Here is a 22,302-nt window from a genome sequence, read left to right as displayed (position 1 = left end):
CGGGGTGGTCAGACGCGCTCGACGATGGTGGCGATGCCCATGCCGCCGCCGACGCAGAGGGTGGCGAGGCCGTAGCGCTTGTCCTGGCGCTCCAGTTCGTCGACGAGCGAGCCGAGGATCATCGCGCCGGTGGCGCCGAGCGGGTGACCGAGGGCGATGGCGCCGCCGTTGACGTTGACCTTGTCCAGGGACAGGCCCATGTCCTTGACGAAGCGCAGGACGACCGCCGCGAACGCTTCGTTGATCTCGACGAGGTCGATGTCGTCGATGGTCAGGCCGGCCTTGGCGAGGGCCTTGCGGGTGGCGGGCGCGGGGCCGGTGAGCATGATCGTCGGCTCGGAGCCGGAGACCGCCGCGGAGACGATCCGCGCGCGGGGGGTGAGCCCGTGGCGCTCGCCGACCTCCCTGGAGCCGATCGCGACCAGGGAGGCGCCGTCGACGATGCCGGAGGAGTTGCCCGCGTGGTGGACGTGATCGATCTTCTCCACCCAGTGGTACTTCTGGAGCGCCACCGCGTCGAAGCCGCCCAGCTCGCCGATGTCGGCGAAGGACGGCTTCAGCTTGCCGAGCGAGTCGGCGGTGGTGCCGGGGCGCGGGTGCTCGTCGTGGTCGAGGACGACGAGGCCGCTGCGGTCCTTCACCGGCACCACGGAACGGTCGAAACGGCCTTCCTTCCAGGCCGTCGCCGCCCGCTCCTGCGACAGGGCCGCGTACTCGTCGACATCGCGGCGGGTGAAGCCCTCGATGGTGGCGATGAGGTCGGCGCCGATGCCCTGCGGCACGAAGTTGACCGACAGGTTGGTCATCGGGTCGTTGAACCAGGCGCCGCCGTCCGAGGCCATCGGCACCCGTGACATCGACTCCACCCCGCCCGCCAGGACGAGGTCCTCCCAGCCCGAACGGACCTTCATGGCGGCCAGGTTGACGGCCTCCAGGCCCGAGGCACAGAAGCGGTTCTCCTGCACGCCCGCGACGGTGTCCGGCAGTCCTGCCGCGATCGCGGCGATGCGCGCGATGTCGGAGCCCTGGTCGCCCACGGGGCCGACGACGCCCAGCACGATGTCGTCGATGGCGGCCGGGTCGAGGCCGGGGAAACGGCTTCGCAGCTCGTGGATGAGGCCGACGACGAGATCGATGGGCTTCGTGCCGTGCAGGGCGCCGTTCGCCTTGCCGCGGCCGCGCGGGGTGCGGATCGCGTCGTACACGTACGCTTCGGTGCTCACTGGTAAGCCTTTCGGGAGGGTGGGCCGTACGGGGCGGGGTCAGTCGCCCCGGTGCGGGAAGTCCTTCACAGGGGTCGTCGCAGAGGTCGTCACAGGGGTCGTCACAGAGGGCGTAACGGAGGCCGTCGCGGCGGTCGGCGCAGGGGTCGTCTCGATGGTCGTCGCGTGCGCCTCCGCGGGAGTCCCCGCCGCGGTCTCGGCGGGCGTCTTCACACGGTCCGTCACGAGCTCCGGTATGTCCCAGTCACGGGCCACCTCGGGGGTGTCGGCGCCCGGCCGCGCGGGCCCTGTGCGCACGGCCGTGGGCGTCGCGGAGAACCGGGGCGCGGGGGCCGGCTGGGTGATGCCGCCGTGGTCGGTGAAGGTGCCGCGGGCCGCGAGATGCGGGTGGTGCGGGGCCTCGCGCAGCGACAGCACGGGCGCCACACACGCGTCGGATCCCTCGAAACGGGCCGTCCACTCGTCGCGGGTGCGGGACCGGAAGCGGGCGGCGACGGCCTCGCGCAGTTCGCCCCAGCGCGTCCAGTCCGTGCGGGCCTCGCGGAGGTCCTCGAGGCCGAGAAGGTCCACGAACGCGTCGTAGAACTGCGGCTCCAGGGCGCCGACCGCCATGTACCCGCCGTCGGCGGTCTCGTAGGTGCCGTAGTACGGACAGCCGCCGTCGAGCAGGTTGGCGGCGCGCCGGTCCTGCCAGCCGCCGGCCGAGAGCATGCCGTGGATCATCGCGGAGAGGTGCGCGGTGCCGTCGACGATGGCCGCGTCGACGACCTGACCGGTACCGTTCACGCGCGCGTGGTGCAGGGCGGCGAGAACACCGACGACGAGGTAGAGCGAGCCTCCCGCGTAGTCCCCCAGCAGGTTGGCGGGGACGGGCGGCGGCCGGTCCGGGGTGCCGATCATGCCGAGCGCGCCGGTGACGGCGATGTAGGAGACGTCGTGACCGGCGCGGTGGGCGAGCGGGCCGTCCTGGCCCCAGCCGGTCATCCGGCCGTAGACCAGACGGGGGTTGCGGGCATGGCAGTCCCCGGGGCCGACGCCGAGGCGCTCGGCGACACCCGGCCGGTTGCCCTCGATGAGCACGTCGGCGCGGGCGGCGAGGTCGAGCACGCGCGCGGGGCCGTCCGGCGCCTTGAGGTCGACGATCACCGAACGCTTGTTGCGGTTGGTGACGTCGTGGGCGGGATCGATGGCCAGGGCCGAACCGCCGGGGCGGTCCACGCGGACGACGTCGGCGCCGAGGTCGGCCAGCAGCATGCCCGCGAAGGGGCCGGGGCCGATCCCGGCGAGCTCCACCACGCGCACGCCCGCCAGCGGGCCGTGCCCCGCCGTCCGTCCCGTCGTCATCCAGCCCCCTTGCTGTGACACAACCGATGTAACACCAGTGATGTTAAGAACGTGTTCCAGTGGGCACAAGAGGTGAGCGAGCAAGCGCTTAGACACTTTAGGGGCACCTGCCGTCGGCCTCCGCACTGCTCACGCTAGCCTCAGCCACCGACAGCGGCGCGGGCTGTGCAACGACGAAGGGGTGTCATGAGCAGGCTGAAAAGGTCGGACCGTCCGTACGACATCGTGCTCTTCGGGGCCACCGGCTTCGTGGGAACGCTGACCGCGGAGTACCTCTCCGCCCACGCGCCCGCCGATCTGCGCTGGGCGATCGCCGGCCGGGGCGAGCAGAAGCTGGAACGTCTGCGCGAGCGGCTCGGCGGGGACGTCGGGGTGCTGCGGGCCGACGTCTCGGACCCGGCGTCCCTGCGCGCGCTCGCGGAGCAGGCGCGCGTGGTGGCCACGACGGTTGGTCCGTACGTGTCGTACGGCGAGGAGCTCGTGGCGGCCTGCGCGGACACCGGCGCCGACTACCTCGACCTCACCGGCGAGCCGGAGTTCGTGGACCTGATGTACGTCCGGCACGACGCACGCGCGCGGGAGACGGGTGCGCGGCTGCTCCACGCGTGCGGCTTCGACTCCGTGCCGCACGACCTGGGCGTGTACTTCACCGTCCGGCAGCTGCCCGAGGACGTGCCGCTGACCGTGGACGGCTTCGTGAGCGTCGACGCCACCGTCTCGGGCGGCACCTTCGCCTCCGCGCTGGGCCAGTTCGCGCGCGGCAGGCAGATGCTGGCCGCCGCCCGGGAGCGCGGCCGGCACGAACCGCGGCTGATGGGCCGTCGGGCCGCCGCACCGGTGGGCCCGCCCCGGTTCGCCCCGGAGGTCGGCGCCTGGGCGCTGCCGCTGCCGACCATCGACCCGCAGATCGTGCTGCGTTCGGCGCGGGCACTGCCCCGCTACGGGCCCGACTTCCGCTACCGGCACTACGCGGCCGTACGGCGGCTGCCCGTCGCCGTGGGCGGGGTCGCGGCGGTCGGCACGCTCGCCGCGGCGGCCCAGCTGCCACCCGCCCGGCGCTGGTTGTCGGACCGGCTCAAGCCCGGGGAGGGGCCCAGCGCGCACAAGCGGGCGCGGAGTTGGTTCTCGGTGCGGTTCGTCGGCGAGGGCGGCGGGCGGCGGGTGTACACCGAGGTGGCGGGCGGTGATCCCGGCTACGACGAGACGGCGAAGATGTTCGCCGAGGCGGCGCTGGCCCTGGCCTGCGACGATCTCCCGCCGACCGCGGGGCAGGTGACGACGGCCGCGGCGATGGGCGACGCGCTGACCGGGCGGCTGACCCGGGCGGGTGTCCGCTTCCGGGTGGCGGCCCGCCGCTGACCGTCCCCGCGCCGTGTCCCCGGCCTCAGAGAGGCCACTGCGCCAGCGTGTAGATCATGCCGGCGATCCAGCCGACACCCGCCAGGACGGCGAGGATCAGTGCGGCGTTCACGGCACGCTCGACGGGCCGGTTCGGGTCGGCGAGAGGCTTCGGGGCACGGTGCGTGGTCATGCCCCCAGCCTGCCGAGCGGAGCACGGGCCGCACATCCGTACGGGTACTCAGACCACGTACTCAGACCGTGCGGGGACGACGTACTGGGACACCTACGGGTAGGACGTACAGGTAGGACGTACGCGCGCGGCGCGCTCCGGCGAGCCGCCCGGACGTCCGCGTGTGCCCAACAGCGCACCCCTCCGCCCGTACCCCGATCGGAGACTCCCCGCGGCGCTCCCCCTGTACCGCGGGGCGCATCGGCCGCAAACTGCCGACAGGTACTTCAGGTTGTCGCCTCCTGAAGGGCCCGCCGGCACAGCGCGTCGGCCCTCCGGGTCGTCTCCGGGAGGCGGAACCGCGGGGTGAGGGCGAGGGTGTGGGCGCAGGCGTCGTCCAGGGTGACCCGGTGGCCGACGGACACGAAGACCGGCTTCACGCCCGCCCGGGTGCGCAGCGCACGCCCCACCTCGTCGTCGCCCGCCAGCAGCGGGGACGCCGATCCGCGCGGGACGTCGGGATCGTCGTACGTGAAGGTGAAGGGGTTCTTGGCCACGCCGATGGTGGGCAGGCCGGTGAGGACGCCCAGGTGACTGGCGAGACCGAAGCGGCGCGGATGGGCCAGGCCGTACCCGTCGCAGACGACCAGGCCGGGCTGCCGGGGCAGGGCCTCCAGGGCGGCGAGCACGGTGGGGATCTCGCGGAAGGCGAGCAGCCCGGGCACGTACGGGAAGGAGATCCGCCCGACGGCGGTGGCCTCGGCGACGACGTCGAGGCTCGCCGCGTCCAGCACGACCGCCGCCGCCGCGACGACGTCCCGCTCGTCGTCGTAGGCGACGTCGACGCCCGTCACGTACCCCGTGCCGGGCGGCGGCCCCGGTTCGTCGAGCACCACCCGGGCCCGCAGCTCGTCCTGGACGGCGCGGGCCGCTTCCTCGGTCGCGGGCCAGCCCGCCGGAATGTCTACGGTCGTCATCGTGGGGACGAGCGTACGGCTCCCGGGGGCGGGCCCGCGATCGTGTTCCGCCGCGGACGCGTCAGCCCTTGTCGCCGAGCGCGCGCTGCAGCTGACTCTTGTTCATGTCCGAACGGCCCTTGACGCCCCGTCGCCTGGCCTCCTCGTAGAGCTGGTCGTACGTGGGCCCCTGGGAGCCCTTGCCGGACCGCTGACCACCCCGCTTGCCGGAGGACATGTCCTGGGTGGAGGTGCGGCTCGCGGTCTTGGACTCGCCGGACCGGGCGCGTTCCTTGTTGACCGTCCGGGCGGCGATCTCCTTCGCCCGTCCGGCGCTCTCGCCCCGGTCCTGCGCGCTCTCCTTGATGTGCTCGTACTGGCGCTCCCGCTTGGGGCTGGAACCGCGTGGCATGGGCACTCACTCCTTTCGCGTTCGCCCCCACCGGGTACCCCGGAAGCCGCTCGGTTCTCCTGGGTTCGGTTCTCCAGGACTCAGTGCTCCAGGGCCCAGTGCTCCAGGACTCAGTGCTCCAGGCGCGCCACGCGCCCCTTTTCGCCGGCGGCCCAGCAGCCGAGGTCGGCGGTGCAGTCCACGGTGTCGTACGAGCCCGTGTCGAGGGTGCGCCAGGTGCGGCCGGCGTCGGTGGTGAGGTCGGTGCCGGTGGGTCCCACGGCGAGGGCGGCGGAGCGGCTGTGCGGGAGCCAGGCGACGCCGGAGCGGTAGGCGGGCGGGGGTGTGCCGGCCGGCCGCCAGGTGCGGCCCGCGTCGCCGGTGGCGGCGGCCGCCCGCGGGGAGGGCTGGTCGGCGCGGTAGTCGCCGCCGACGGCAAGGCCGTGGGTGCGGTCGCGGAAGGCGACGGCGAAGACCCCGCGCGCGGGGTCCCCGGCGGGGATCGGGGTGTCGGCGGCCGTCCACGTCAGTCCGCGGTCGGAGGAGTGCAGCACACGCGCGCGTGCGGCCCCGCCGGTGGCCAGCCAGACGTCCTTCGGCCCGGAGGAGACCAGGCACTGGCCACCGGCCGCGAAGCCCGCCTCGCCGTCCAGGGCGGCCGGCATGCCGTCGTTCGGCAGCACCTTCCAGGAACGGCCGCCGTCGCCGGTGGACAGGATGCGGAACTTTCCGTCCACCGGGTCGCTCATGGCGAGGCCGTGACGGCGGTCGAAGAAGGTCAGGCAGTCGTAGAAGGCGTGGGCGTCGGTGTTGCGGAAGGACTCCGTCCAGGTCGTGCCGCCGTCCTCGGTGCGGTACACCCGCGACGCCTCGCCCTCGCCGATGGCGAGCACCACCGCGCGGCGCGCGTCGAACGCCTCGATGTCGCGGAACTGGAGGTCGGCGGCGCCCGGCGGCGAGACGTCTCGCCAGCTCTCGCCGCCGTCGGTGGTGCGCAGGACGGTGCCCTCGGTGCCAGACACCCAGGCGGTGTGCCGGTCGACCGCCGCGAGGCCCCGGAACCGTACGGAGGCCGTGCCGGTGTCCTTGAGGTCCCAGTGCGGTGCCGCGGGCCCCGGTGTGTGTGCCCGGGCGGGCACGGCGGCCAGGAGGGCCAGTGCCGCCCCGCAGGCCGCCGCCACCACCCGGCCGCTCCCCCGTGCCGTACGAACCGTGCGTCGCGTCTTCCCCAAGCGCCTCATGGCGGGCGAAGCTAGCCCACGGCTTTCGGCGGCGTCCAGATGCCCGCGATCGCCTCAACCACCGCACCGGACACGGGAGGAGAGGTGAGTCACTCGTGTGCATGAAAGACGGTGACCGAGGTCACTCGGAAATGGTGTGCACGGATCGGCCGGTTCCGGCGTCTCTTCCAGTGTCCGGACGCACCGCCCGGAAGATCGTCCCGCCGTCACGAGGGAGCAAGGCGTTGTCCACCGTCATCGAGCAGTCCGTAGAGGCCCGTCTGGTGGCCGCCGCGCCCCGGATGCAGACCATCCCCGCCACCCTGTCCTACGACCGGCAGGACCCCTTCGCCGTCCGCATGACCTTCCCGGCTCCGGCCACCCTGGAGGGCGTCGAGGTCTGCTGGACCTTCGCCCGTGACCTGCTCGCCGCGGGCCTGCACGACGCCGAGGGCCACGGCGACGTCCGGGTGCGGCCCTACGGGTACGGCCGCACCGTGCTGGAGTTCCACGCGCCCGAGGGCACCGCCGTCGTGCACGTCCACACCACGGAGATCCGTGACTTCCTGCAGGCCACGAGTGAGCTGGTGCCCGCCGGCACGGAGTACCGGCAGCTCGACCTCGACCACGACCTGGCGGAGCTGATGCGCGACGCCTGTTAATCCGTTGACAGCCCTTCCGGGCCCTCCTACCGTTTAGAACGGTTCTGTTGCCGTCGATCGGAGAAGGACGTTGCTCGTCTGAGGTCTTGAGACACCGCGCCACACCTCTGCAGTGTGTGCGCCGCGTGCGACCTCGGCCTTCGAGCCGTCCTTGCGGAGCAGGACCTTCTGCATGTCTCCGCGTTCCCCCGCTGTCGCGGGTGGTCGCCGCTTTCCGGTGTCTCGACACGTGTCGCCCCTGACCGCACACGCCACCACGAGGCCCGCTTTGACTCACTCCGTCACCTGTACCTCCCTCACCTTCTCCTGGCCGGACGGCACCCCCGTCTTCGACGGCCTCGACATCGCCTTCGGCCCCGGCCGGACCGGACTCGTCGGCGTCAACGGCTCCGGCAAGTCGACCCTGCTGAAGCTCGTCTCCGGGGAACTCGCCCCCTCCGACGGCACGGTGCGCCGCGCCGGCGAGGTCGGACACCTCCCGCAGAACGTCACCCTCGACACCACGATGAAGGTCGACGCGGCGCTCGGCATCGCCCCGCAGCGGGCCGCGCTGCACGCCATCGAAGCCGGTGACTCCTCCGAGCGGCACTTCGACACCCTCGGCGACGACTGGGACGTCGAGGAGCGCGCGCTGGCCACCCTCGGCGAACTCGGGCTCGGCCACATCGACCTCGACCGCACCATCGGTGAGGTGTCGGGCGGCGAGTCGGTGCTGCTGCGACTGGCCGCGCTGCTGCTGCGCCGGCCGGACGTCCTGCTGCTGGACGAGCCGACCAACAACCTCGACCTGTACGCCCGGCGGCGGCTGTACGCGGCGGTCGCCTCCTGGCCGGGGGTACTGGTCGTGGTCAGCCACGACCGCGAGCTGCTCGACCTCGTCGACCAGATCGCCGACCTGCGCGCCGGCGGCGTCACCTGGTACGGCGGCAACTTCTCCGCGTACGAGGAGGCCCTGGCCACCGAGCAGGAGGCCGCCGAGCGCATGGTGCGCGTCGCCGAGGCCGACCTGAAGAAACAGAAGCGCGAACTGGTCGACGCCCAGGTCACGCTGGCCCGCCGCAGGCGGTACGGGCAGAAGATGTCCGACCAGAAGCGCGAGCCGAAGATCGTGATGGGGGCACGCAAGCGCGCGGCGCAGGAGTCGGCCGGCAAGTACCGGATCATGCACGAGGAGAAGCTCGCCAAGGCCAGGGAGCGGCTCGACGACGCGGTGGAGGCCGTACGGGACGACGACGAGATCCGCGTCGAACTGCCGTACACGGCCGTGCCGCCGGGGCGCGAGGTCCTGCTGCTGCAGGACCTCCGGCTCGCGTACGGCGCGCGCGTGGACGGCGGTCTCGACCTGCGCGGTCCCGAGCGGGTCGCGCTGGTCGGACGCAACGGCGCGGGCAAGACGACGCTGCTGCGCACCATCGCCGGGGAGCTGGCGCCGGAGGCCGGCGAGGCGCACGCGCACGTGCCGCTGCGTTTCCTGCCCCAGCGTCTCGACATCCTCGACGGCGAGCTCACGGTCGCCGAGAACGTGGCCCGGTTCGCGCCGGGCGCCACCAACAACCGGGTCCGGGCCCGGCTGGCCCGCTTCCTGTTCCGGGGCGCCCGCGCCGACCAGAAGGCGGCCACGCTGTCCGGCGGGGAACGCTTCCGGGCGAGCCTGGCCGCGCTGATGCTGGCCGAGCCGGCGCCTCAGCTGCTCATGCTGGACGAGCCGACCAACAACCTCGACATGGCGAGCGTGCGCCAGCTCACCACGGCCCTGGAGTCCTACGAGGGCGCGCTGATCGTGGCCAGCCACGACCTGCCGTTCCTGGAGTCCATCGGCATCACCCGCTGGCTGCTGCTGGACGGGGAACTGCGGGAGACGACGGCGGCGGAGATGGCGGATCCGGCCTAGGCCACCGGTCCTCGCATGGTCTCAGGAGGGGCACATTGTTACTGCGGGGTTTTGTCCTGGTGGCCCCGCCCTGCATGATGGCTGACCGGCGCCGCGTCCGAGGCGCCGGTTTGCGCCACCCGATTCGGAGACCAGGACGTGCCCAGCAAGAAGGCCCTCATCCGCCGCCCCAGCCCGCGCCTCGCCGAGGGCCTGGTGACGCACGTCGAGCGGGAGAAGGTCGACGTGGAGCGCGCGCTGGAGCAGTGGGAGGCGTACGCCGAGGCCCTGCGGGGGCACGGCTGGGAGACCGTCGAGGTCGATCCGGCCGACGACTGCCCGGACTCCGTGTTCGTCGAGGACACGGTGGTGATGTACAAGAACGTCGCCCTGATCGCGCGCTCCGGCGCCGAGTCCCGGCGCGACGAGACCCTCGGGGTCGAGGAGGCCGTGGCCCGCCTGGGCTGCTCGGTGAACTGGATCTGGGAGCCGGGCACGCTGGACGGCGGTGACGTGCTCAAGGTCGGCGACACGATCTACGTCGGCCGGGGCGGCCGTACCAACGCGGCCGGCGTCCAGCAGGTGCGCGCCGCCTTCGAACCGCTCGGCGCGCGGGTCGTGGCCGTACCGGTGAGCAAGGTGCTGCACCTGAAGTCGGCGGTCACGGCGCTGCCCGACGGCACGGTGATCGGCCACATCCCCAAGGTGGACCGGCCGTCGCTGTTCCCGCGCTTCCTGTCGGTGCCCGAGGAGGCCGGCTCGCACGTGGTGCTGCTCGGCGGCCCGCACGTGCTCATCTCGGCGGCCGCGCCGAAGACGGCGGACCTGCTCGCCGATCTCGGTCACGAGCCCGTCGTCGTCGACATCGGCGAGTTCGAGAAGCTCGAGGGATGTGTGACATGCCTCTCGGTACGACTGCGTGAGCTGTACGCCTGAGCAAGTGAACCCGTCACTCATTCAGCCCTGGGACCTGCGGTTCCCGGGGCTGTTTGGCATGCCCGGAATTACTTGACGCGGCACGTCTGATCAGCGATGTTTACGCTGTTCTTAACCTACGGTTTCGTAACCTACGGATACGTAGCCTACGATTCCGCAAGTTCCGGCCTCGCTCGCCGGAGTGTTCCACTCCGCTTCACGTCCCCCTGGAGTTCTCGTGACGATCACCTCCCCTCACCTCGGTAGCCCCGCCGTCTGGACCGACGCCAAGCTGCTGTACGCGCTGGAGGAAGTGGTCGAGCAGGAACTCAACCGGCACCTGAAGGTCACCAAGGACTGGATGCCCCACGAGTACGTCCCGTGGAGCGACGGCCGTAACTTCCCCGGCTTCTTCGAGGACGGCGAGGCCTGGGAGAAGGGGCAGTCCAAGGTCACCGAGATCGGCCGGATCGCGCTCGTCGTGAACCTGCTCACCGAGGACAACCTGCCCAGCTACCACCACGAGATCGCCTCGCTCTTCGGCCGCGACGGCGCCTGGGGCACCTGGGTGCACCGCTGGACGGCCGAGGAGGGCCGGCACGGCATCGTGATGCGCGACTACCTGCTCGCCTCGCGCGCGGTGGACCCGGACAAGCTGGAGCAGTTCCGCATGTCCCACATGAGCGAGGGCTTCGAGTCCGACAACCGGCACTCGATGCTGCACTCGGTCGCCTACGTCGCCTTCCAGGAGCTGGCGACCCGCGTCTCCCACCGCAACACCGGCCACCAGTCCGGGGACCCGGTCTGCGACCGCATGCTGGCGCGCATCGCGACCGACGAGAACCTGCACATGGTCTTCTACCGCAACCTGCTGAAGGCCGCCTTCGAGCTGGCCCCCGACCTGACCATGCAGGCCGTGCGCGATGTCCTCGTCAACTTCCGCATGCCCGGTCACGGCATGCCCGGCTTCGAGCGGTTCGCCGCGCAGATGGCGATCGGCGAGGTGTACAACCTGCGCATCCACCACGACGACGTCATCCAGCCCGTGCTGCGCTTCCTGAAGGTCATGGAGGTCGACGGTCTCGGCCCCGAGGGCCAGAAGGCGCAGGAGGAGATCGGCCTGTACATGGGCGGCCTCGACTCGGAGGCGTCCAAGTTCGACGAGAAGCTGGCGGCCCGCAAGGCCCGGATGGCGGCCCGCGCGGCCGGCTGACCGCCCCCGCCGATCGCTTCGACGGCTCGCACAGGTGACAGTGACACGGTCCGGCAGGCGGTCGGCTTCCTGCTCGGGCTGACCGACGACGACACCGCCGGCCGGATCCGGGCACGGATCGGTCTGCCCCCGGCCACCGCCGATGACGCCGCCACGATCCGGCGCAGGCTGAACCGCGCGTGGACCTGGCCCACCGCGCCCGCCTCGGTGGTGCTCTGGGTCCTGGAGCAGGACGACCCCGCGCTGAACGCCGTCGTGTGGCGCTTCGTCGGCAACGACCTCGGTCTGCGCCGGGCCCTCGCGCGCGGGGTGCCGTTCGGCCCCGGGCGCACGAAGCCCCTGCCGGTGCGCTCGATCCACGAGCGGCAGGAACCCGAGATCCCCGAGAGCTACGTCCGGCACGGCCTCGTCGGCGCCCTGCGCAGGGCGGACTTGATGCCCTCCGCCCGCGCGGCCGCCTCCATGGTGCTCACCCGGGGCGACTGGGAGACCGTCGGCGCGGCGAACGACGAGCTGGCGCTGCCCGGCTACCCGCGCTGGGCGCTGTCGGTGCGCCCGGACTGCCCGCCCGCGCTGCGCGCCCGGTTCGGGTCGCACCCCAAGTTCACGCACCGGCTGCGGCAGGCGGGCGTCCTGGACGGCCCCGCCGCGTACGCGACCGCCCACGGTCCGGCCTCCCGGGTCCTGGAGGTGCTGTCTCTCGGCCATGTCATGTTCCCGGCCCGGGTCCGCGACGCCGAGGACGCCCTGCGCCCGCTGGTGCGGGACCACCTGGGCGGGCGCGAGGAAGCCTGGGCGGTGCTGGCGCAGATCGTCGGCACGTTCCACGGGACGGCGCCGGAACTCGTCGTGACGGCGGGCGCCATCGCCTGACGCAGCGGGCGTCGAGGGGGGGCGGGGCGGCTGGATTCGAACCAGCGTGATCCAGTTTTGGAGACCGGTGCGGCTGCCTCTGCGCTACGACCCCGCCCTTGCCCCAGAGCGTAATGCCTTGCCCCGTTGTCGGTGGGGCCTGGTACCGGCCAACGCCCGAGAGGGATTCCCGCTGCGCTGGGACCTGCCGCTGATCGACGGCGAGCGGCTCCGGCCGGCCGAGCCGGGTCCCGACGGCCGACCCGGCCAGAACCGTACGGCCGAGATCCTCGACCGGCTCGCGCAGGCGACGAGGAGGGCCGCGCCTGGATCACCAAGCGCACCCTGGAGCGGCTGGTCAAACCGCACCGGCGCGGGCTGCCGCTGGAGATGGCCACGGTCTGCCTCGGCGACGGCGAGTACGCGCCGGTGCCGCTGACCGCGCTGGTCGACCGCCTGAAGGGCCGCCCCGTGACGGGCCTGCGCGCGTTGGCCCGGGACGCGGACGCGTGGGAGGCCCGGCTGCGCCGCGCCGCCGCCCGCTCCGACGAGGGCGGCGACGACAGCGACGTCGTCCACCAGATCCTCGCCAACGCGGAGTTGTCCCAACTGCGCAGGCATCACACCGTGGTGACCCGCCTGGTCACGCATCTGCCGGCCAGGCTGCGGGCGACGTACCTGGTAGGGCGTCCGAGCAGCAACAGAAGTTCTGGAGCGCGGTGTTCACGGCGATGCGGCGCTGAACGGGCGGGGCAAGCGGGGTGGCACCGGGCCCGGCGGACCGACGGCGGACGGGCCTCAGTCCGCCGGGGGTGCCTCCGGCGCCGCCGTGCGGTGCACGCTGCGTACGGCCGCCACGTCGGGCGGGACGGCCGGGGGCGGGACATGGGCGCCGAGGGCCGCCAGACGGCGTTTGACGGTGGCGGCGACGCCCTGGCCGAGGACGAAGCGGGTGGCGGTGGCCGCGCGGGGCGCGTGGTCGAGGATGCGGTGGGCCTCGCGGCTGCGCAGGCCCGTGTGGCGCAGGACGAGGTGGGACAGGCGGTGCTCGTGGGCCGCCAGCGTCCGCCCGACGCTCTCGGCGGCCGCCAGGTCCAGCCGGTTGTCCGCGGCGCCGAGCACGGCCGCCGCCCGGACCCGGCCGAGGTCCAGCAGGGTGACACCGGAGGCGGTGGCCGCGCCGACCAGCCGGGCGGAGGCCGCGGGCCCGATGCCGTTGCTGGCCACCGACAGCCGGGCGAGCCTTCCGTACGGCGCCCGGTCGAGGGCCTCGGCGAGCCGGAGCGCGCCCGCGTCGCCCAACCGGGCGGCGGACACGTACAGTTCGTCGATCGCCCCGGCGGCGACCACCGCCGCGAGCGCCTCCGCGCCCGCCTCCCCCAGCGGGTTGCCGCCGACGAACAGCCGCTCGACCCGCCGTCCGTTGCCCGCGGCGGCCAGCAGCGCGTCGGCGAGTACGGTGACGCCCGCCGCGTCGAGTCCGGTCTGCACGAGGTCGAGGGTGCGCAACGTCCCTGCGGACTCGACGAGTTCGGCCGCCGCACGGCCACCACCACGGCCCAGCGGGTTGCGTTTGAGCCACACCCCCGTGACCACCTGCGGCGAGGCGCGCAGCTGGTCGGCGATACGGCAGGCACCGCCCGCGGTGATGCCGTTGCAGCCGAGGTAGAGCGTCTCGACCGGCGCGCTCGTACCGGCCACGGTGGCGGCACCCTCGTCCCCGAGGGCGTCGGTGCCGAGGAGCAGATGCCGTACGGGCGAGGGCCCGTGGGCCAGGGCCTCGGCGACCAGAGCGGCGCCCTCGGCCCCCAGACCCTGCTTGCACAGGTCGAGCCGTCCGTCGGGCAGCGCGGTGCCCGCGGCGAAGTCCAGCCGCTCGCCCGCCGGACGTCCGGCGCGCAGCCAGTCGAGCAGCGGGCCGAGATCGGCGAGGGGGCGGGGCACCACGTGGGGCACTCCGGCGAAGCGGGCCGAACCCGGCTCCGGCCCACGCTCCGGCCCCGGCTCCGGCTCCGGCTCCGGCTCCGGCACACGCTCCGGTCCACGCTCCGGCTCCGGCACCGGCTCAGGCCCCGGCTCGGCATGCGGCCCCGCCGCCTTCTCCTCGCTCACCACTGCGCCTCCCGGTAGTCCTTGAGGAACACGCCCGACACCGGGTGGCCGGCCTCGCCGCGCACGATCGGGTCGTACACGCGGGCCGCGCCGTCCACGATGTCCAGCGGGGTGCGGAAGCCCGCGCCCGCCATCCGGGCCTTCTTCGGCGCCGGGTTCTCGTCGGTGATCCAGCCGGTGTCGACGGCGCACATGTGCACACCCTGCTCGGCGAGCGCGTCCGCGCTGGTGCGGGTGAGCATGTTGAGGGCGGCCTTGGCCATGTTGGTGTGCGGATGCCCGGGCATCTTGTTGCGCACCGCGAACCGGCCCTCGACGGCCGTCACGTTGACCACGTACCGACGCGGATGCGGCGACGCCAGCAGCAGCGGCAGCAACCGGTCGCAGAGCAGCGCGGGCGCGAGGGCGTTGACGAGCTGGGTCTCCAGCACCTCGGCCGGGTCGAGCGCGCCGAGCCGGGCCGACCAGGAGTTCTCCGGGGAGGGATCGGGCAGCAGTCCGGCCTCGTCGGCCTCCCGCAGGGCGGCCGGAAGCGCGGAGAGCGAGCCGCCGAGGCCCTCCAGCATCCGCATCGGGGTGAACCCGGGCGCCCGGCGCGTCCCCTCGGGCAGCGCGTCGCGCTCTCCGGCGGCCAGCAGGGCGTAGGACTCCGGCGGGCGACGCACGGTCTGCGCCGCGTTGTTGACGAGGATGTCGAGCGGTTCGCCCTCCTGGCGCAGTTCCTCGCACAGGCCCAGCACCTGGCGCGGGTCGCGCAGATCGACGGCGACGACGGTGAGCCGGTCCAGCCACTGCGCGCTGCCGGGCTCGGCGCGGAAACGGCGGACGGTGTCGTGCGGGAAACGGGAGGTGACGACCGTCCGCGCGCCGTCCCGCAACATCATCAGCGCCAGCTGGAAGCCGATCTTCACCCGGCCGCCGGTGAGCAGGACACGGCGCCCGCTCAGGTCGGTGCTCAGCGAACGGCGGGCCAGGTTGTCCGCGGCGCAGGCGGGGCAGAGCCGGTGGTAGAAGGTGTCGACGTCTCGATAGGCCGACTTGCAGACATAGCAGGTGCGCGGCCGCTGGAAACGTCCTCCGGATCCGGCGGCCGACACGGGCGCGTCCTCGCGCCGGTCCAGGGCCCCGGTCGCCGTCGCCGCCATCGCCGCCGCGTCGGCTGCCGCCACCTCGGCGCCCCGTTCCTTGCGCCGCCGCAGCCGTCCGTCACGCGCGAAGGACGCGGCGACCTGCTCGGCCCGCAGCCGTACGGGATCGTCCACGGGCAGCGCGCGCAGCCTGCCCACGACGTCGTGGAAGGCGGCCAGCTCCGCCTCGGTGACCCCCGGGCCGAACGCCGCCCCTGCGCTGTCCTCGCCCATCCGTCGCCGTCCCGCCCCGTCCCCGCCTCTTGCCCACCACTGTGGTCCCGACCGGATTCGAACCGGCGTATCCACCCTGAGAAGGTGGCGAGTCTGCCTCTGCTCTACGGGACCGCGCACGCATCCGGACGACCGGACGCGAACCGGCGTGACGCGCCTGCGCGTTGTGCCCGCGCCGCTGCGCCACGTCCGGACACGCCCCCGGATCCTAACCGCACCCCCGCGACGCGGTCACTCGGATTCGGGGTCGCCGCGACGCGCGGTTCAGCGTGCCGTGCGCCTCAGGCTCAGGCGCTCCTTCTCGGACATGCCGCCCCAGACGCCGAAACGCTCGTCGTTGTCCAGGGCGTACTCGAGGCAGGCGGAACGCATCTCGCACATGCCGCAGATGCGCTTCGCCTCCCGCACCGAGCTGCCGGGCTCGGGGAAGAAGAACTCCGCCCCGGTCTGTGCGCACAGCGCCTCGCGCTGCCAGCCGAGGTCGGGTGTCGGAATCGTGTCGGTGTACATGGCCAGGATCGTGCCCCGCGGCGAAAAACGTTCGATCAACGACGGATATACGCGGCGCCCGAGGCCCCCGGCCGCCCGATGATGCTCCTGCCTCCCACCCGGGCGCACGGCGGCGCGCGGTACACCCGGAACACTCTCGGACGCCGGACGAAAGCACGACGTCCCCCTGTGACCCCTCGCAACCGGCCATCACCTTCGGTGACCGGGCGGGGAGGCCGCGTCGGCGGTCGTGTTCCGGCAGCGATTGTCAGTGGGCGGTGCGAGACTCGGCAGTGCAGAGAACGGGACCCCTTCGAGGAGGGCAACGATGCTCACCACCCGTTTCGTCAACGGCGCTCCGAACTGGATCGATGTCGGCACGTCCGACATCGACGGCGCCACCTCCTTCTACGGCGCTCTCTTCGACTGGCGGTTCCGGTCGGCGGGACCCGACGCCGGTGGTTACGGCTTCTTCCAACTGGACGGGAAGACCGTGGCGGGCGGCATGCAGACCGCCCCCGGGCAGGGCCCGCCCTCGTGGACGGTCTACTTCCGGACACCGGACGCGCAGGCCACGGCGCAGGCCGCCGAGCGGAAACACGGCACGGTCCTCTTCGCGCCGATGGACGTGATGGGCCAGGGCACGATGGCGGTCCTGGCCGACCAGGCGGGCGTGCCGTTCGGACTCTGGCAGCCGGGACAGACCGTGGGCGTGGACGTGGCGAACGAACCCGGCGCGCTGTGCTGGGTCGAGCTGTACACGCCGGACGTCGCCGCGGCGGCCGCCTTCTACAACGCCACGCTGGGCCTGGAGACCTCGGCCGCCCCCTTCCCGGGCGGCACGTACACCTGCGTCAATCCGGCCGGCGCCGGGGAGGAGGCGATGTTCGGCGGGATCGTGCCGCTGGCCGACGACCCCACGGAGGCCGAGACCGGCGCGTACTGGCTGCCGTACTTCGAGGTCGCCGACGCGGACACGGTCGTGGCCAGGGCGGAGGAACTCGGCGGCAGGGTGCGGATGCCCGCCACGGACATCGAGGGCGTCGGCCGCATCGCCAAGCTCGCCGACCCCTACGGGGCACGCTTCGCCGTAATCAAGAGCGTGCCACAGGAGATGTGAGGCGGCGCGGAAGAGCACGGGGACGGAAGAGCAGGGACAGGGCCGGGCGGGGGGCGGGGGCCGGGCGCGGGGGCCGGGCGGGCGCGGGGGGGGCGCCGGGCACGGGAGGCCGGGGCGGGCGCCGGGCACGGGGGGCGCAGGGCAAGGGGGCCGGGCGCGGGTGGGCCGGACACGGGTGGGCAAGGCAAGGCAAGGCAAGGCAAGGATCGAACGGGCCGGATACGAGCGGGGCGGCTATCCCGGTCAGGCCGAGGCTCGGCGGACCAGTGTGGTCGGCAGGACCACACCGCCCGGCGCCTCCTCGGCGACGCTCCGGTCGAGACGGCGCAGCAGCAGACGGGCCATGATCCGGCCCATCTCCTCGATGTCCTGACGGACCGTCGTCAGCGGCGGGTCGCTCTGCTCGGCGACCGGCAACATGTCGTCGAAACCGACCACGGCGACGTCCTCGGGCACCCGCAGCCCGCGTTCGCGCAGGACGCGCAGGGCGCCCGAGGCGGCGAGGTCGTTGGCGGCGAACACGGCGTCCAGGTCGGGGCACCGGTCGAGGAGTTCCCGCATGGCCCGCTCGGCGCCGCCGGGGGTGAAGTCGCTCTCGACGACGAGCCGCGGGTCGCTCTCGCCCATCACCTCGCGGTATCCGTCGAGCCGGTCCGCCGCGGAGGTCTGGTCGAGGGGGCCGGTGATGTGCGCGATCCGGGTGCGGCCGAGCCCGGCCAGCAGGCGCACGGCCTCGCGGGCCCCGCCGCGGTTGTCGCTGTCGACGTAGACCACGTCCCGTGTGCCGTCGCTCCAGCCGGGACGGCCGCCGAACACGGTCGGCACGCCGGCGCCCTGGATCAGCCCGGGGAGCGGGTCGTCGAGGTGCAGCGAGAAGACCAGGGCCCCGTCGACATGGCCGCCGGCGAGATAGCGGGCGACCCGGGCGTGGTCGTCGCGGCCCTCCGTGAGCAGCAGCACCAACTGGTTGTCGTGGGCCGTCAGTTCCTTGCTGATGCCACGAAGCTGGAGCGCGAAGAAGGGGTCGGCGAAGACCCGGGTCTCCGGTTCGGCGATGACCACGGCGATCGCGTCGTGGCGCTTCGTCACCAGACTGCGCGCCGCCTGGTTCGGGACGTACCCGAGTTCCTCCACGGCCCGCCGGACCCGCTCGACGAGCGGCTCGCGGACCCCGTCCCCGCCGTTGACGACGCGCGACACGGTCGCCCGGGAGACCCCGGCCCGTGCGGCCACGGCCTCCAGCGTGGGACGCGACGCTGTCTCGGTCACTTCGGGGCTCCTCCTGGCCGGCTGCGGCTCAGGATAACGCCGGGGGACGGCCGAGGTGAGAGCGCTCTCCGGCCTCCGCCCCTCAGTGCTCGTGCGCGTCGCCGCCCCCGTCCGGCCCAGGCGACTCGTGCGCCTCGTGCGGCCCATGCGGTTCATAGCCCGGGATCGTGCCGTCGGGCTTCTTCACCAGGAACAGTCCGACCATCCCCATGTCGGAGTGGCTCTGCACATGGCAGTGGTACATCCACGCGCCGGCGCCGACCCCCTCCCCCGCGACGACCTGGAAGCCGAAGGAGTCGGCCGGGCCCACGATCTTGTTGTCGACGACCTGGCTGGGGTCGTCGGGGCCGGTGAGCAGGCCGGTGCGGTTGTCGGCCCAGCGATGACCGTGCATGTGGAAGGTGTGGTAGTACTCGCCGTGCGTGATCATCACGAACTCGACCCGGTCGCCCACCGTCGCCTCGAAGTCGGGGCCCTGGTGGCCCGCGTGGGCGGGTCTGTTGTTGATCGTCATGTCGTTGAAGACGATCGTGTGGGTGGCGTCGGGCAGGATGTCGCCCTTGCGCCGGACGATCACCGGTCCGTACAGGCCCTTGCGGATGCCGCCCGTGCCGTGTTCCGTTCCCACGACATGGTCGTGGTAGTGCCAGTAGCCCGCGCTGCCCGCCCGCCAGGTGCCGTCGGCGCGGCGACCGGGGGCATGGGTGCGCCAGGTGTAGGTGCGCGTGCCGCCGGGCTCGATGTCACTTCTGTTCAACTTCGTTCCGTCGCTGGAGATCTCGTAGTCGAGGCCGTGGACGTGCAGGCTCGCGGCCACGTCCAGGGTGTTCTCCACCTCGATGTGCACGGTGTCGCCCTCGTTGAGTTCGATCAGCGGCCCGGGGATGGTCGCCTTCCCCTTCTCGAAGCCGTAGCCGAGTTGTCCGTCGGCGAGCTTCTCCATGTACAGCTTGAGGTGTCTGACCGCTCCCCCCGCCGGGGCGGCCTTCGCAGGTCCGTCGGCGCTCACCGCCCTCGACCCCAAGGACAACGATGTCACGGTGGCGGCACCGCCCAGCAGCACCCGGCGGTTGAACCCGCGTCTGTCCATGCCGAACTCCCCACCCTGGTACGGAATTTGCGACGATGAAGAAGACGAGCCTGTGATGAACCTGTGAGACGGTACCGGTCGTTCCGCCGTTTCTCCACACCCAGGACAAAGTTCATGCCATTGCGGTCATAGGTATTGGCGAGTCATGCACATGGGGTCTACCTTCCGTGGCGCTGTCGCTGTGACCGAGGAGGTGCCCATGCACTTACGAGGGTTGAGTACGAGAGGACGAATCCGGGTGACCGCCGTGGCGTGCGCAACGCTCGTCGCCGGCCTGCTCTCCGCGCCGGCCGCGGACGCGCGCCCGGCCCCCGAGCCACCCCTGACAACGATGTCCATCAAGTCGCCGCCGGGCGGCCCGAACGTACGGGTGCTGATCTTCCACGGGTCGGCCGCGGCCGGGGACGAGTCACCGGTCGTCAACGCCGGTATCGAGGCCATCGAGCGGATCGGCCTGTCCGGGCCGACGGACCAGCGCTTCGAGGTCGAGGCCACGGACGACGCCTCGGTCTTCACCAGCGAGACACGGCTGGGCGGTTACAACGCGGTCGTGTTCCTGACCGGGGGCGGGGACGTCCTGGACCCGGAGCAGGAGGCGGGCCTGGAGGCCTATATGGAGGCCGGCGGCGGATTCGTCGGCGTCCACGACGCGGCCCGAGCGGAGCCCTACTCGGACTGGTTCACCGGCCTGATCGGTGCCCGTCCCGCCGCGTCGAGTCCGACGGCCGTACAGCGGGCCACCGTCGAGGTCGGCGACCGGCGGCATCCGGCCACCGGAGGGCTGCCGCTGGAGTGGAAGCGCCCTGACCTGTGGCCGAACTGGGTGAAGAACCCCTCCGGCGAGGTGCACACCGTCGCCCGGGTGCGCGAGTCGACCTACCGGCCGGGCGCGAGCGCCAACGGCGCCGACCATCCGGTGAGTTGGTGCCGCGACTACGACGGCGGCCGCTCCTTCTACACCGGCATGGGCGGCACGGTCTCGTCGTACGACGAGACGGACTTCCGTACGCATCTGCGCGGCGCCCTGCTCTGGACGTCCCGGCTGGTGCAGGCCGACTGCAAGGCCACCATCACCGGGAACTACCGGGCCGAGCGCCTGACCCCGGCCAACCAGCCCGGCCAGAACGATCAGATCGGTGAGCCGCACGGCCTGGTCACCGCGCCCGACGGCCGGGTTCTCTACATCGGGCGGGGCGGCGCCGACTCCTCCCGGCCGGTGATCACCGACTGGAACAACCCCGACGTGGGCAAGGGCAAGGGACAGATCCACGTCTACGACCCGGCGACCAAGAAGGTCACCCTGGCCGGGGAACTGACGGTCTTCGGCAACAAGGGCGGCGGCGACGAGCTCGTCAAGGTCGAGGAAGGCCTCCTCGGTATCGAGCTCGACCCGCGCTTCGAGCAGAACGGCTGGGTGTACCTGCACTACACGCCCCACTCGGGCCTCAACCGTGACACCCGGACGGCCGAGCGGCGCGTCTCCCGCTTCACCCTCGACCGCGCCACGAACCGGCTGGATCTCGGCAGCGAGAAAGTGCTGCTCACATGGCCTGTGCAGGTGCACAGTTGCTGCCACGCCGGGGGCGGACTGGCCTGGGACTCGAAGGGCAACCTGTACATCGCCACCGGCGACAACAACTCCAGCGGATTCAGCGGGGGTTACTCCGGAAACAACCCGCAGCCCAACTTCAAGGGCGTCTCCTTCGCCGACGCGCGCCGCACGGCCGGGAACACGCACAACCTCAACGGCAAGATCCTGCGCATCCATCCGGAGCCCGACGGCACGTACACGCTTCCGTCGGGGAACCTGTTCACCGGCCGCGAGACCGACGAGGGCGGCGGCAAGACCCGCGGCGAGATCTATGTGATGGGTGTCCGCAACCCCGCCCGCATCTTCGTCGACCGCACCACCGACATCCTCTACGCGGGCTGGGTCGGCCCGGACGCGGGCGAGCCGTCGCCGGTCTGGGGACCGGCGAAGTACGACACGTTCGCCGTCATCACCCAGGCGGGCAACCGGGGTTGGCCGTACTGCATGGGCAACAAGCAGCCCTACCGTGACCGCAACCTGCCGGATCCGTCGCAGCCGTTGGGCTGGTACGACTGCGATCATCCGAAGAACGAGTCGCCGAACAACGACGGCCTGGTCAACCTGCCGCCGGTCACCGGCAACAACATCTGGTACTCACCCCAGGGCGGCGCACCGGACTACCCGCGCGACGCGAACGGCGTGCCCTCCTACCGGCAGGACCAGGCGACGTACCGGTTGCCGTGGCTCAAGGGCGGCGGGCAGGCGGCGATGAACGGTCCGGTCTACCGGTACGACGCCGCCGGCGCGGGCGTGGGCAGGTGGCCCGCGTACTGGGACGGAAAGTGGTTCGTCGGCGACTTCTACGACGCCGATCAGCCGCGCAACGCGGTGGTCATGGACCCGAGGACGCAAGGGTCGGGCGGCCTGCCGGTCCACTCGGAGTCGCTGAAGAAGATCGTGCCGGTCGGCAACGACGGCATCAAGAACCTCATGGACTGGAAGTTCGGCCCGGACGGCGCCCTGTACGTCCTCGACTACGGCCGGGGCTTCTTCACCTCGGACGCCAAATCGGCGCTGTGGAGGGTCACTTACCGAGGTGGCGGCCCGACACCGGCCGCCGACCGGCTGGCGAGGGGGGCGCAGTGACACGGCGGACATGGCGGGCAAGCCGGCC

Annotated in this window: 19 protein-coding genes and 3 tRNA genes; 8 read left to right on the top strand and 14 right to left on the bottom strand. The window is 72.5% G+C overall.

Annotated elements, in window-relative coordinates:
- Positions 1-8 precede the first annotated feature (8 nt).
- Entirely contained in the window at positions 9-1,223 is a 1,215-nt protein-coding gene (locus tag ASD48_RS13455; protein WP_057601799.1) for an acetyl-CoA C-acetyltransferase, read from the bottom strand.
- A 39-nt stretch (positions 1,224-1,262) separates the two neighbouring features.
- Positions 1,263-2,567 (bottom strand): CaiB/BaiF CoA-transferase family protein, encoded by a 1,305-nt coding sequence (locus ASD48_RS13450; protein ID WP_057601798.1) that lies wholly within the window; start codon positions 2,565-2,567, stop codon positions 1,263-1,265.
- A 186-nt stretch (positions 2,568-2,753) separates the two neighbouring features.
- Between ASD48_RS13450 and ASD48_RS13445 the strand changes: the two genes are divergently transcribed.
- The gene (locus ASD48_RS13445; RefSeq protein ID WP_057601797.1) at positions 2,754-3,926 is read left to right on the top strand and encodes a saccharopine dehydrogenase NADP-binding domain-containing protein; all 1,173 of its coding nucleotides are present in this window, start codon (positions 2,754-2,756) and stop codon (positions 3,924-3,926) included.
- A 25-nt stretch (positions 3,927-3,951) separates the two neighbouring features.
- Here the strand turns inward: ASD48_RS13445 and ASD48_RS44725 are convergent, their stop codons facing one another.
- The 4 genes from ASD48_RS44725 to ASD48_RS13430 all read right to left on the bottom strand — a co-directional run bounded on the left by ASD48_RS44725 (position 3,952) and on the right by ASD48_RS13430 (position 6,665).
- Entirely contained in the window at positions 3,952-4,098 is a 147-nt protein-coding gene (locus ASD48_RS44725; protein WP_199875778.1) for a hypothetical protein, read from the bottom strand.
- Between the two features lie 266 nt (positions 4,099-4,364).
- Positions 4,365-5,054 (bottom strand): endonuclease V, encoded by a 690-nt coding sequence (locus ASD48_RS13440; protein ID WP_057601796.1) that lies wholly within the window; start codon positions 5,052-5,054, stop codon positions 4,365-4,367.
- A gap of 61 nt (positions 5,055-5,115) precedes the next feature.
- A complete protein-coding gene (locus ASD48_RS13435; RefSeq protein ID WP_057601795.1) occupies positions 5,116-5,445 on the bottom strand; it encodes a hypothetical protein in 330 nt (109 codons plus the stop codon).
- Between the two features lie 110 nt (positions 5,446-5,555).
- Complete coding sequence (locus ASD48_RS13430; protein ID WP_242432583.1) at positions 5,556-6,665, bottom strand: oxidoreductase; 1,110 nt, start codon at positions 6,663-6,665, stop codon at positions 5,556-5,558.
- Positions 6,666-6,889: 224 nt separating this feature from the next.
- On the opposite strand from ASD48_RS13430, the gene ASD48_RS13425 reads away from it, so the two are divergent.
- From ASD48_RS13425 to ASD48_RS13405, 5 genes are all read left to right on the top strand, one after another.
- Positions 6,890-7,306 (top strand): SsgA family sporulation/cell division regulator, encoded by a 417-nt coding sequence (locus ASD48_RS13425; protein WP_057601793.1) that lies wholly within the window; start codon positions 6,890-6,892, stop codon positions 7,304-7,306.
- 268 nt (positions 7,307-7,574) lie between these two features.
- Entirely contained in the window at positions 7,575-9,197 is a 1,623-nt protein-coding gene (locus ASD48_RS13420) for an ABC-F family ATP-binding cassette domain-containing protein (RefSeq protein ID WP_057601792.1), read from the top strand.
- Between the two features lie 138 nt (positions 9,198-9,335).
- A complete protein-coding gene (ddaH, locus tag ASD48_RS13415) occupies positions 9,336-10,112 on the top strand; it encodes a dimethylargininase (RefSeq protein ID WP_057601791.1) in 777 nt (258 codons plus the stop codon).
- 217 nt (positions 10,113-10,329) lie between these two features.
- Entirely contained in the window at positions 10,330-11,304 is a 975-nt protein-coding gene (locus ASD48_RS13410) for an acyl-ACP desaturase (protein WP_057601790.1), read from the top strand.
- A gap of 207 nt (positions 11,305-11,511) precedes the next feature.
- Positions 11,512-12,177: a hypothetical protein gene (locus tag ASD48_RS13405; protein WP_242432582.1), complete on the top strand. Its 666-nt coding sequence runs from the start codon at positions 11,512-11,514 to the stop codon at positions 12,175-12,177.
- Positions 12,178-12,197: 20 nt separating this feature from the next.
- Here the strand turns inward: ASD48_RS13405 and ASD48_RS13400 are convergent.
- The 6 genes from ASD48_RS13400 to ASD48_RS13380 all read right to left on the bottom strand — a co-directional run bounded on the left by ASD48_RS13400 (position 12,198) and on the right by ASD48_RS13380 (position 16,139).
- Positions 12,198-12,273, bottom strand: a tRNA-Trp gene (locus ASD48_RS13400).
- Positions 12,274-12,954: 681 nt separating this feature from the next.
- Positions 12,955-14,103 carry a hypothetical protein gene (locus tag ASD48_RS13395; protein ID WP_057601840.1) on the bottom strand — a complete coding sequence of 383 codons (1,149 nt, stop codon included), beginning with the start codon at positions 14,101-14,103 and terminating at the stop codon, positions 12,955-12,957.
- A 161-nt stretch (positions 14,104-14,264) separates the two neighbouring features.
- Positions 14,265-15,629 (bottom strand): SDR family oxidoreductase, encoded by a 1,365-nt coding sequence (locus ASD48_RS13390; RefSeq protein WP_057601788.1) that lies wholly within the window; start codon positions 15,627-15,629, stop codon positions 14,265-14,267.
- A gap of 42 nt (positions 15,630-15,671) precedes the next feature.
- A tRNA-Glu gene (locus tag ASD48_RS13385) sits at positions 15,672-15,743 on the bottom strand.
- 9 nt (positions 15,744-15,752) lie between these two features.
- A tRNA-OTHER gene (locus tag ASD48_RS44175) sits at positions 15,753-15,822 on the bottom strand.
- 71 nt (positions 15,823-15,893) lie between these two features.
- Positions 15,894-16,139 carry a WhiB family transcriptional regulator gene (locus ASD48_RS13380; protein WP_199875776.1) on the bottom strand — a complete coding sequence of 82 codons (246 nt, stop codon included), beginning with the start codon at positions 16,137-16,139 and terminating at the stop codon, positions 15,894-15,896.
- A gap of 307 nt (positions 16,140-16,446) precedes the next feature.
- On the opposite strand from ASD48_RS13380, the gene ASD48_RS13375 reads away from it, so the two are divergent.
- Entirely contained in the window at positions 16,447-17,238 is a 792-nt protein-coding gene (locus ASD48_RS13375; RefSeq protein WP_057601786.1) for a VOC family protein, read from the top strand.
- Positions 17,239-17,481: 243 nt separating this feature from the next.
- Here ASD48_RS13375 and ASD48_RS13370 read toward each other — a convergent pair whose 3' ends face one another.
- The gene (locus tag ASD48_RS13370) at positions 17,482-18,507 is read right to left on the bottom strand and encodes a LacI family DNA-binding transcriptional regulator (RefSeq protein WP_057601785.1); all 1,026 of its coding nucleotides are present in this window, start codon (positions 18,505-18,507) and stop codon (positions 17,482-17,484) included.
- A gap of 82 nt (positions 18,508-18,589) precedes the next feature.
- A complete protein-coding gene (locus ASD48_RS13365) occupies positions 18,590-19,597 on the bottom strand; it encodes a multicopper oxidase domain-containing protein (RefSeq protein ID WP_057601784.1) in 1,008 nt (335 codons plus the stop codon).
- A 199-nt stretch (positions 19,598-19,796) separates the two neighbouring features.
- Here ASD48_RS13365 and ASD48_RS13360 point away from each other — a divergent pair, with 199 nt between their 5' ends.
- Positions 19,797-22,274, top strand: a complete 2,478-nt coding sequence (locus tag ASD48_RS13360) for a ThuA domain-containing protein (RefSeq protein WP_199875774.1) — start codon at positions 19,797-19,799, stop codon at positions 22,272-22,274.
- The last annotated feature ends 28 nt before the right edge of the window (positions 22,275-22,302 follow it).

It is taken from the genome of Streptomyces sp. Root1310 (assembly GCF_001426425.1).
Classification (GTDB): domain Bacteria; phylum Actinomycetota; class Actinomycetes; order Streptomycetales; family Streptomycetaceae; genus Streptomyces.
This window is presented reverse-complemented; position numbering and strand designations above follow the sequence as displayed.

Bases quoted from the DNA above. Each gene is read 5' to 3' on its own strand.
- ASD48_RS13450 (WP_057601798.1), bottom strand. From the start codon at position 2,567: ATGACGACGGGACGGACGGCGGGGCACGGCCCGCTGGCGGGCGTGCGC.
- ASD48_RS13445 (WP_057601797.1), top strand. From the start codon at position 2,754: ATGAGCAGGCTGAAAAGGTCGGACCGTCCGTACGACATCGTGCTCTTC.
- ASD48_RS44725 (WP_199875778.1), bottom strand. From the start codon at position 4,098: ATGACCACGCACCGTGCCCCGAAGCCTCTCGCCGACCCGAACCGGCCC.
- ASD48_RS13440 (WP_057601796.1), bottom strand. From the start codon at position 5,054: ATGACGACCGTAGACATTCCGGCGGGCTGGCCCGCGACCGAGGAAGCG.
- ASD48_RS13435 (WP_057601795.1), bottom strand. From the start codon at position 5,445: ATGCCACGCGGTTCCAGCCCCAAGCGGGAGCGCCAGTACGAGCACATC.
- ASD48_RS13430 (WP_242432583.1), bottom strand. From the start codon at position 6,665: ATGAGGCGCTTGGGGAAGACGCGACGCACGGTTCGTACGGCACGGGGG.
- ASD48_RS13390 (WP_057601788.1), bottom strand. From the start codon at position 15,629: ATGGGCGAGGACAGCGCAGGGGCGGCGTTCGGCCCGGGGGTCACCGAG.
- ASD48_RS13380 (WP_199875776.1), bottom strand. From the start codon at position 16,139: ATGTACACCGACACGATTCCGACACCCGACCTCGGCTGGCAGCGCGAG.
- ASD48_RS13375 (WP_057601786.1), top strand. From the start codon at position 16,447: ATGCTCACCACCCGTTTCGTCAACGGCGCTCCGAACTGGATCGATGTC.
- ASD48_RS13365 (WP_057601784.1), bottom strand. From the start codon at position 19,597: ATGGACAGACGCGGGTTCAACCGCCGGGTGCTGCTGGGCGGTGCCGCC.
- ASD48_RS13360 (WP_199875774.1), top strand. From the start codon at position 19,797: ATGCACTTACGAGGGTTGAGTACGAGAGGACGAATCCGGGTGACCGCC.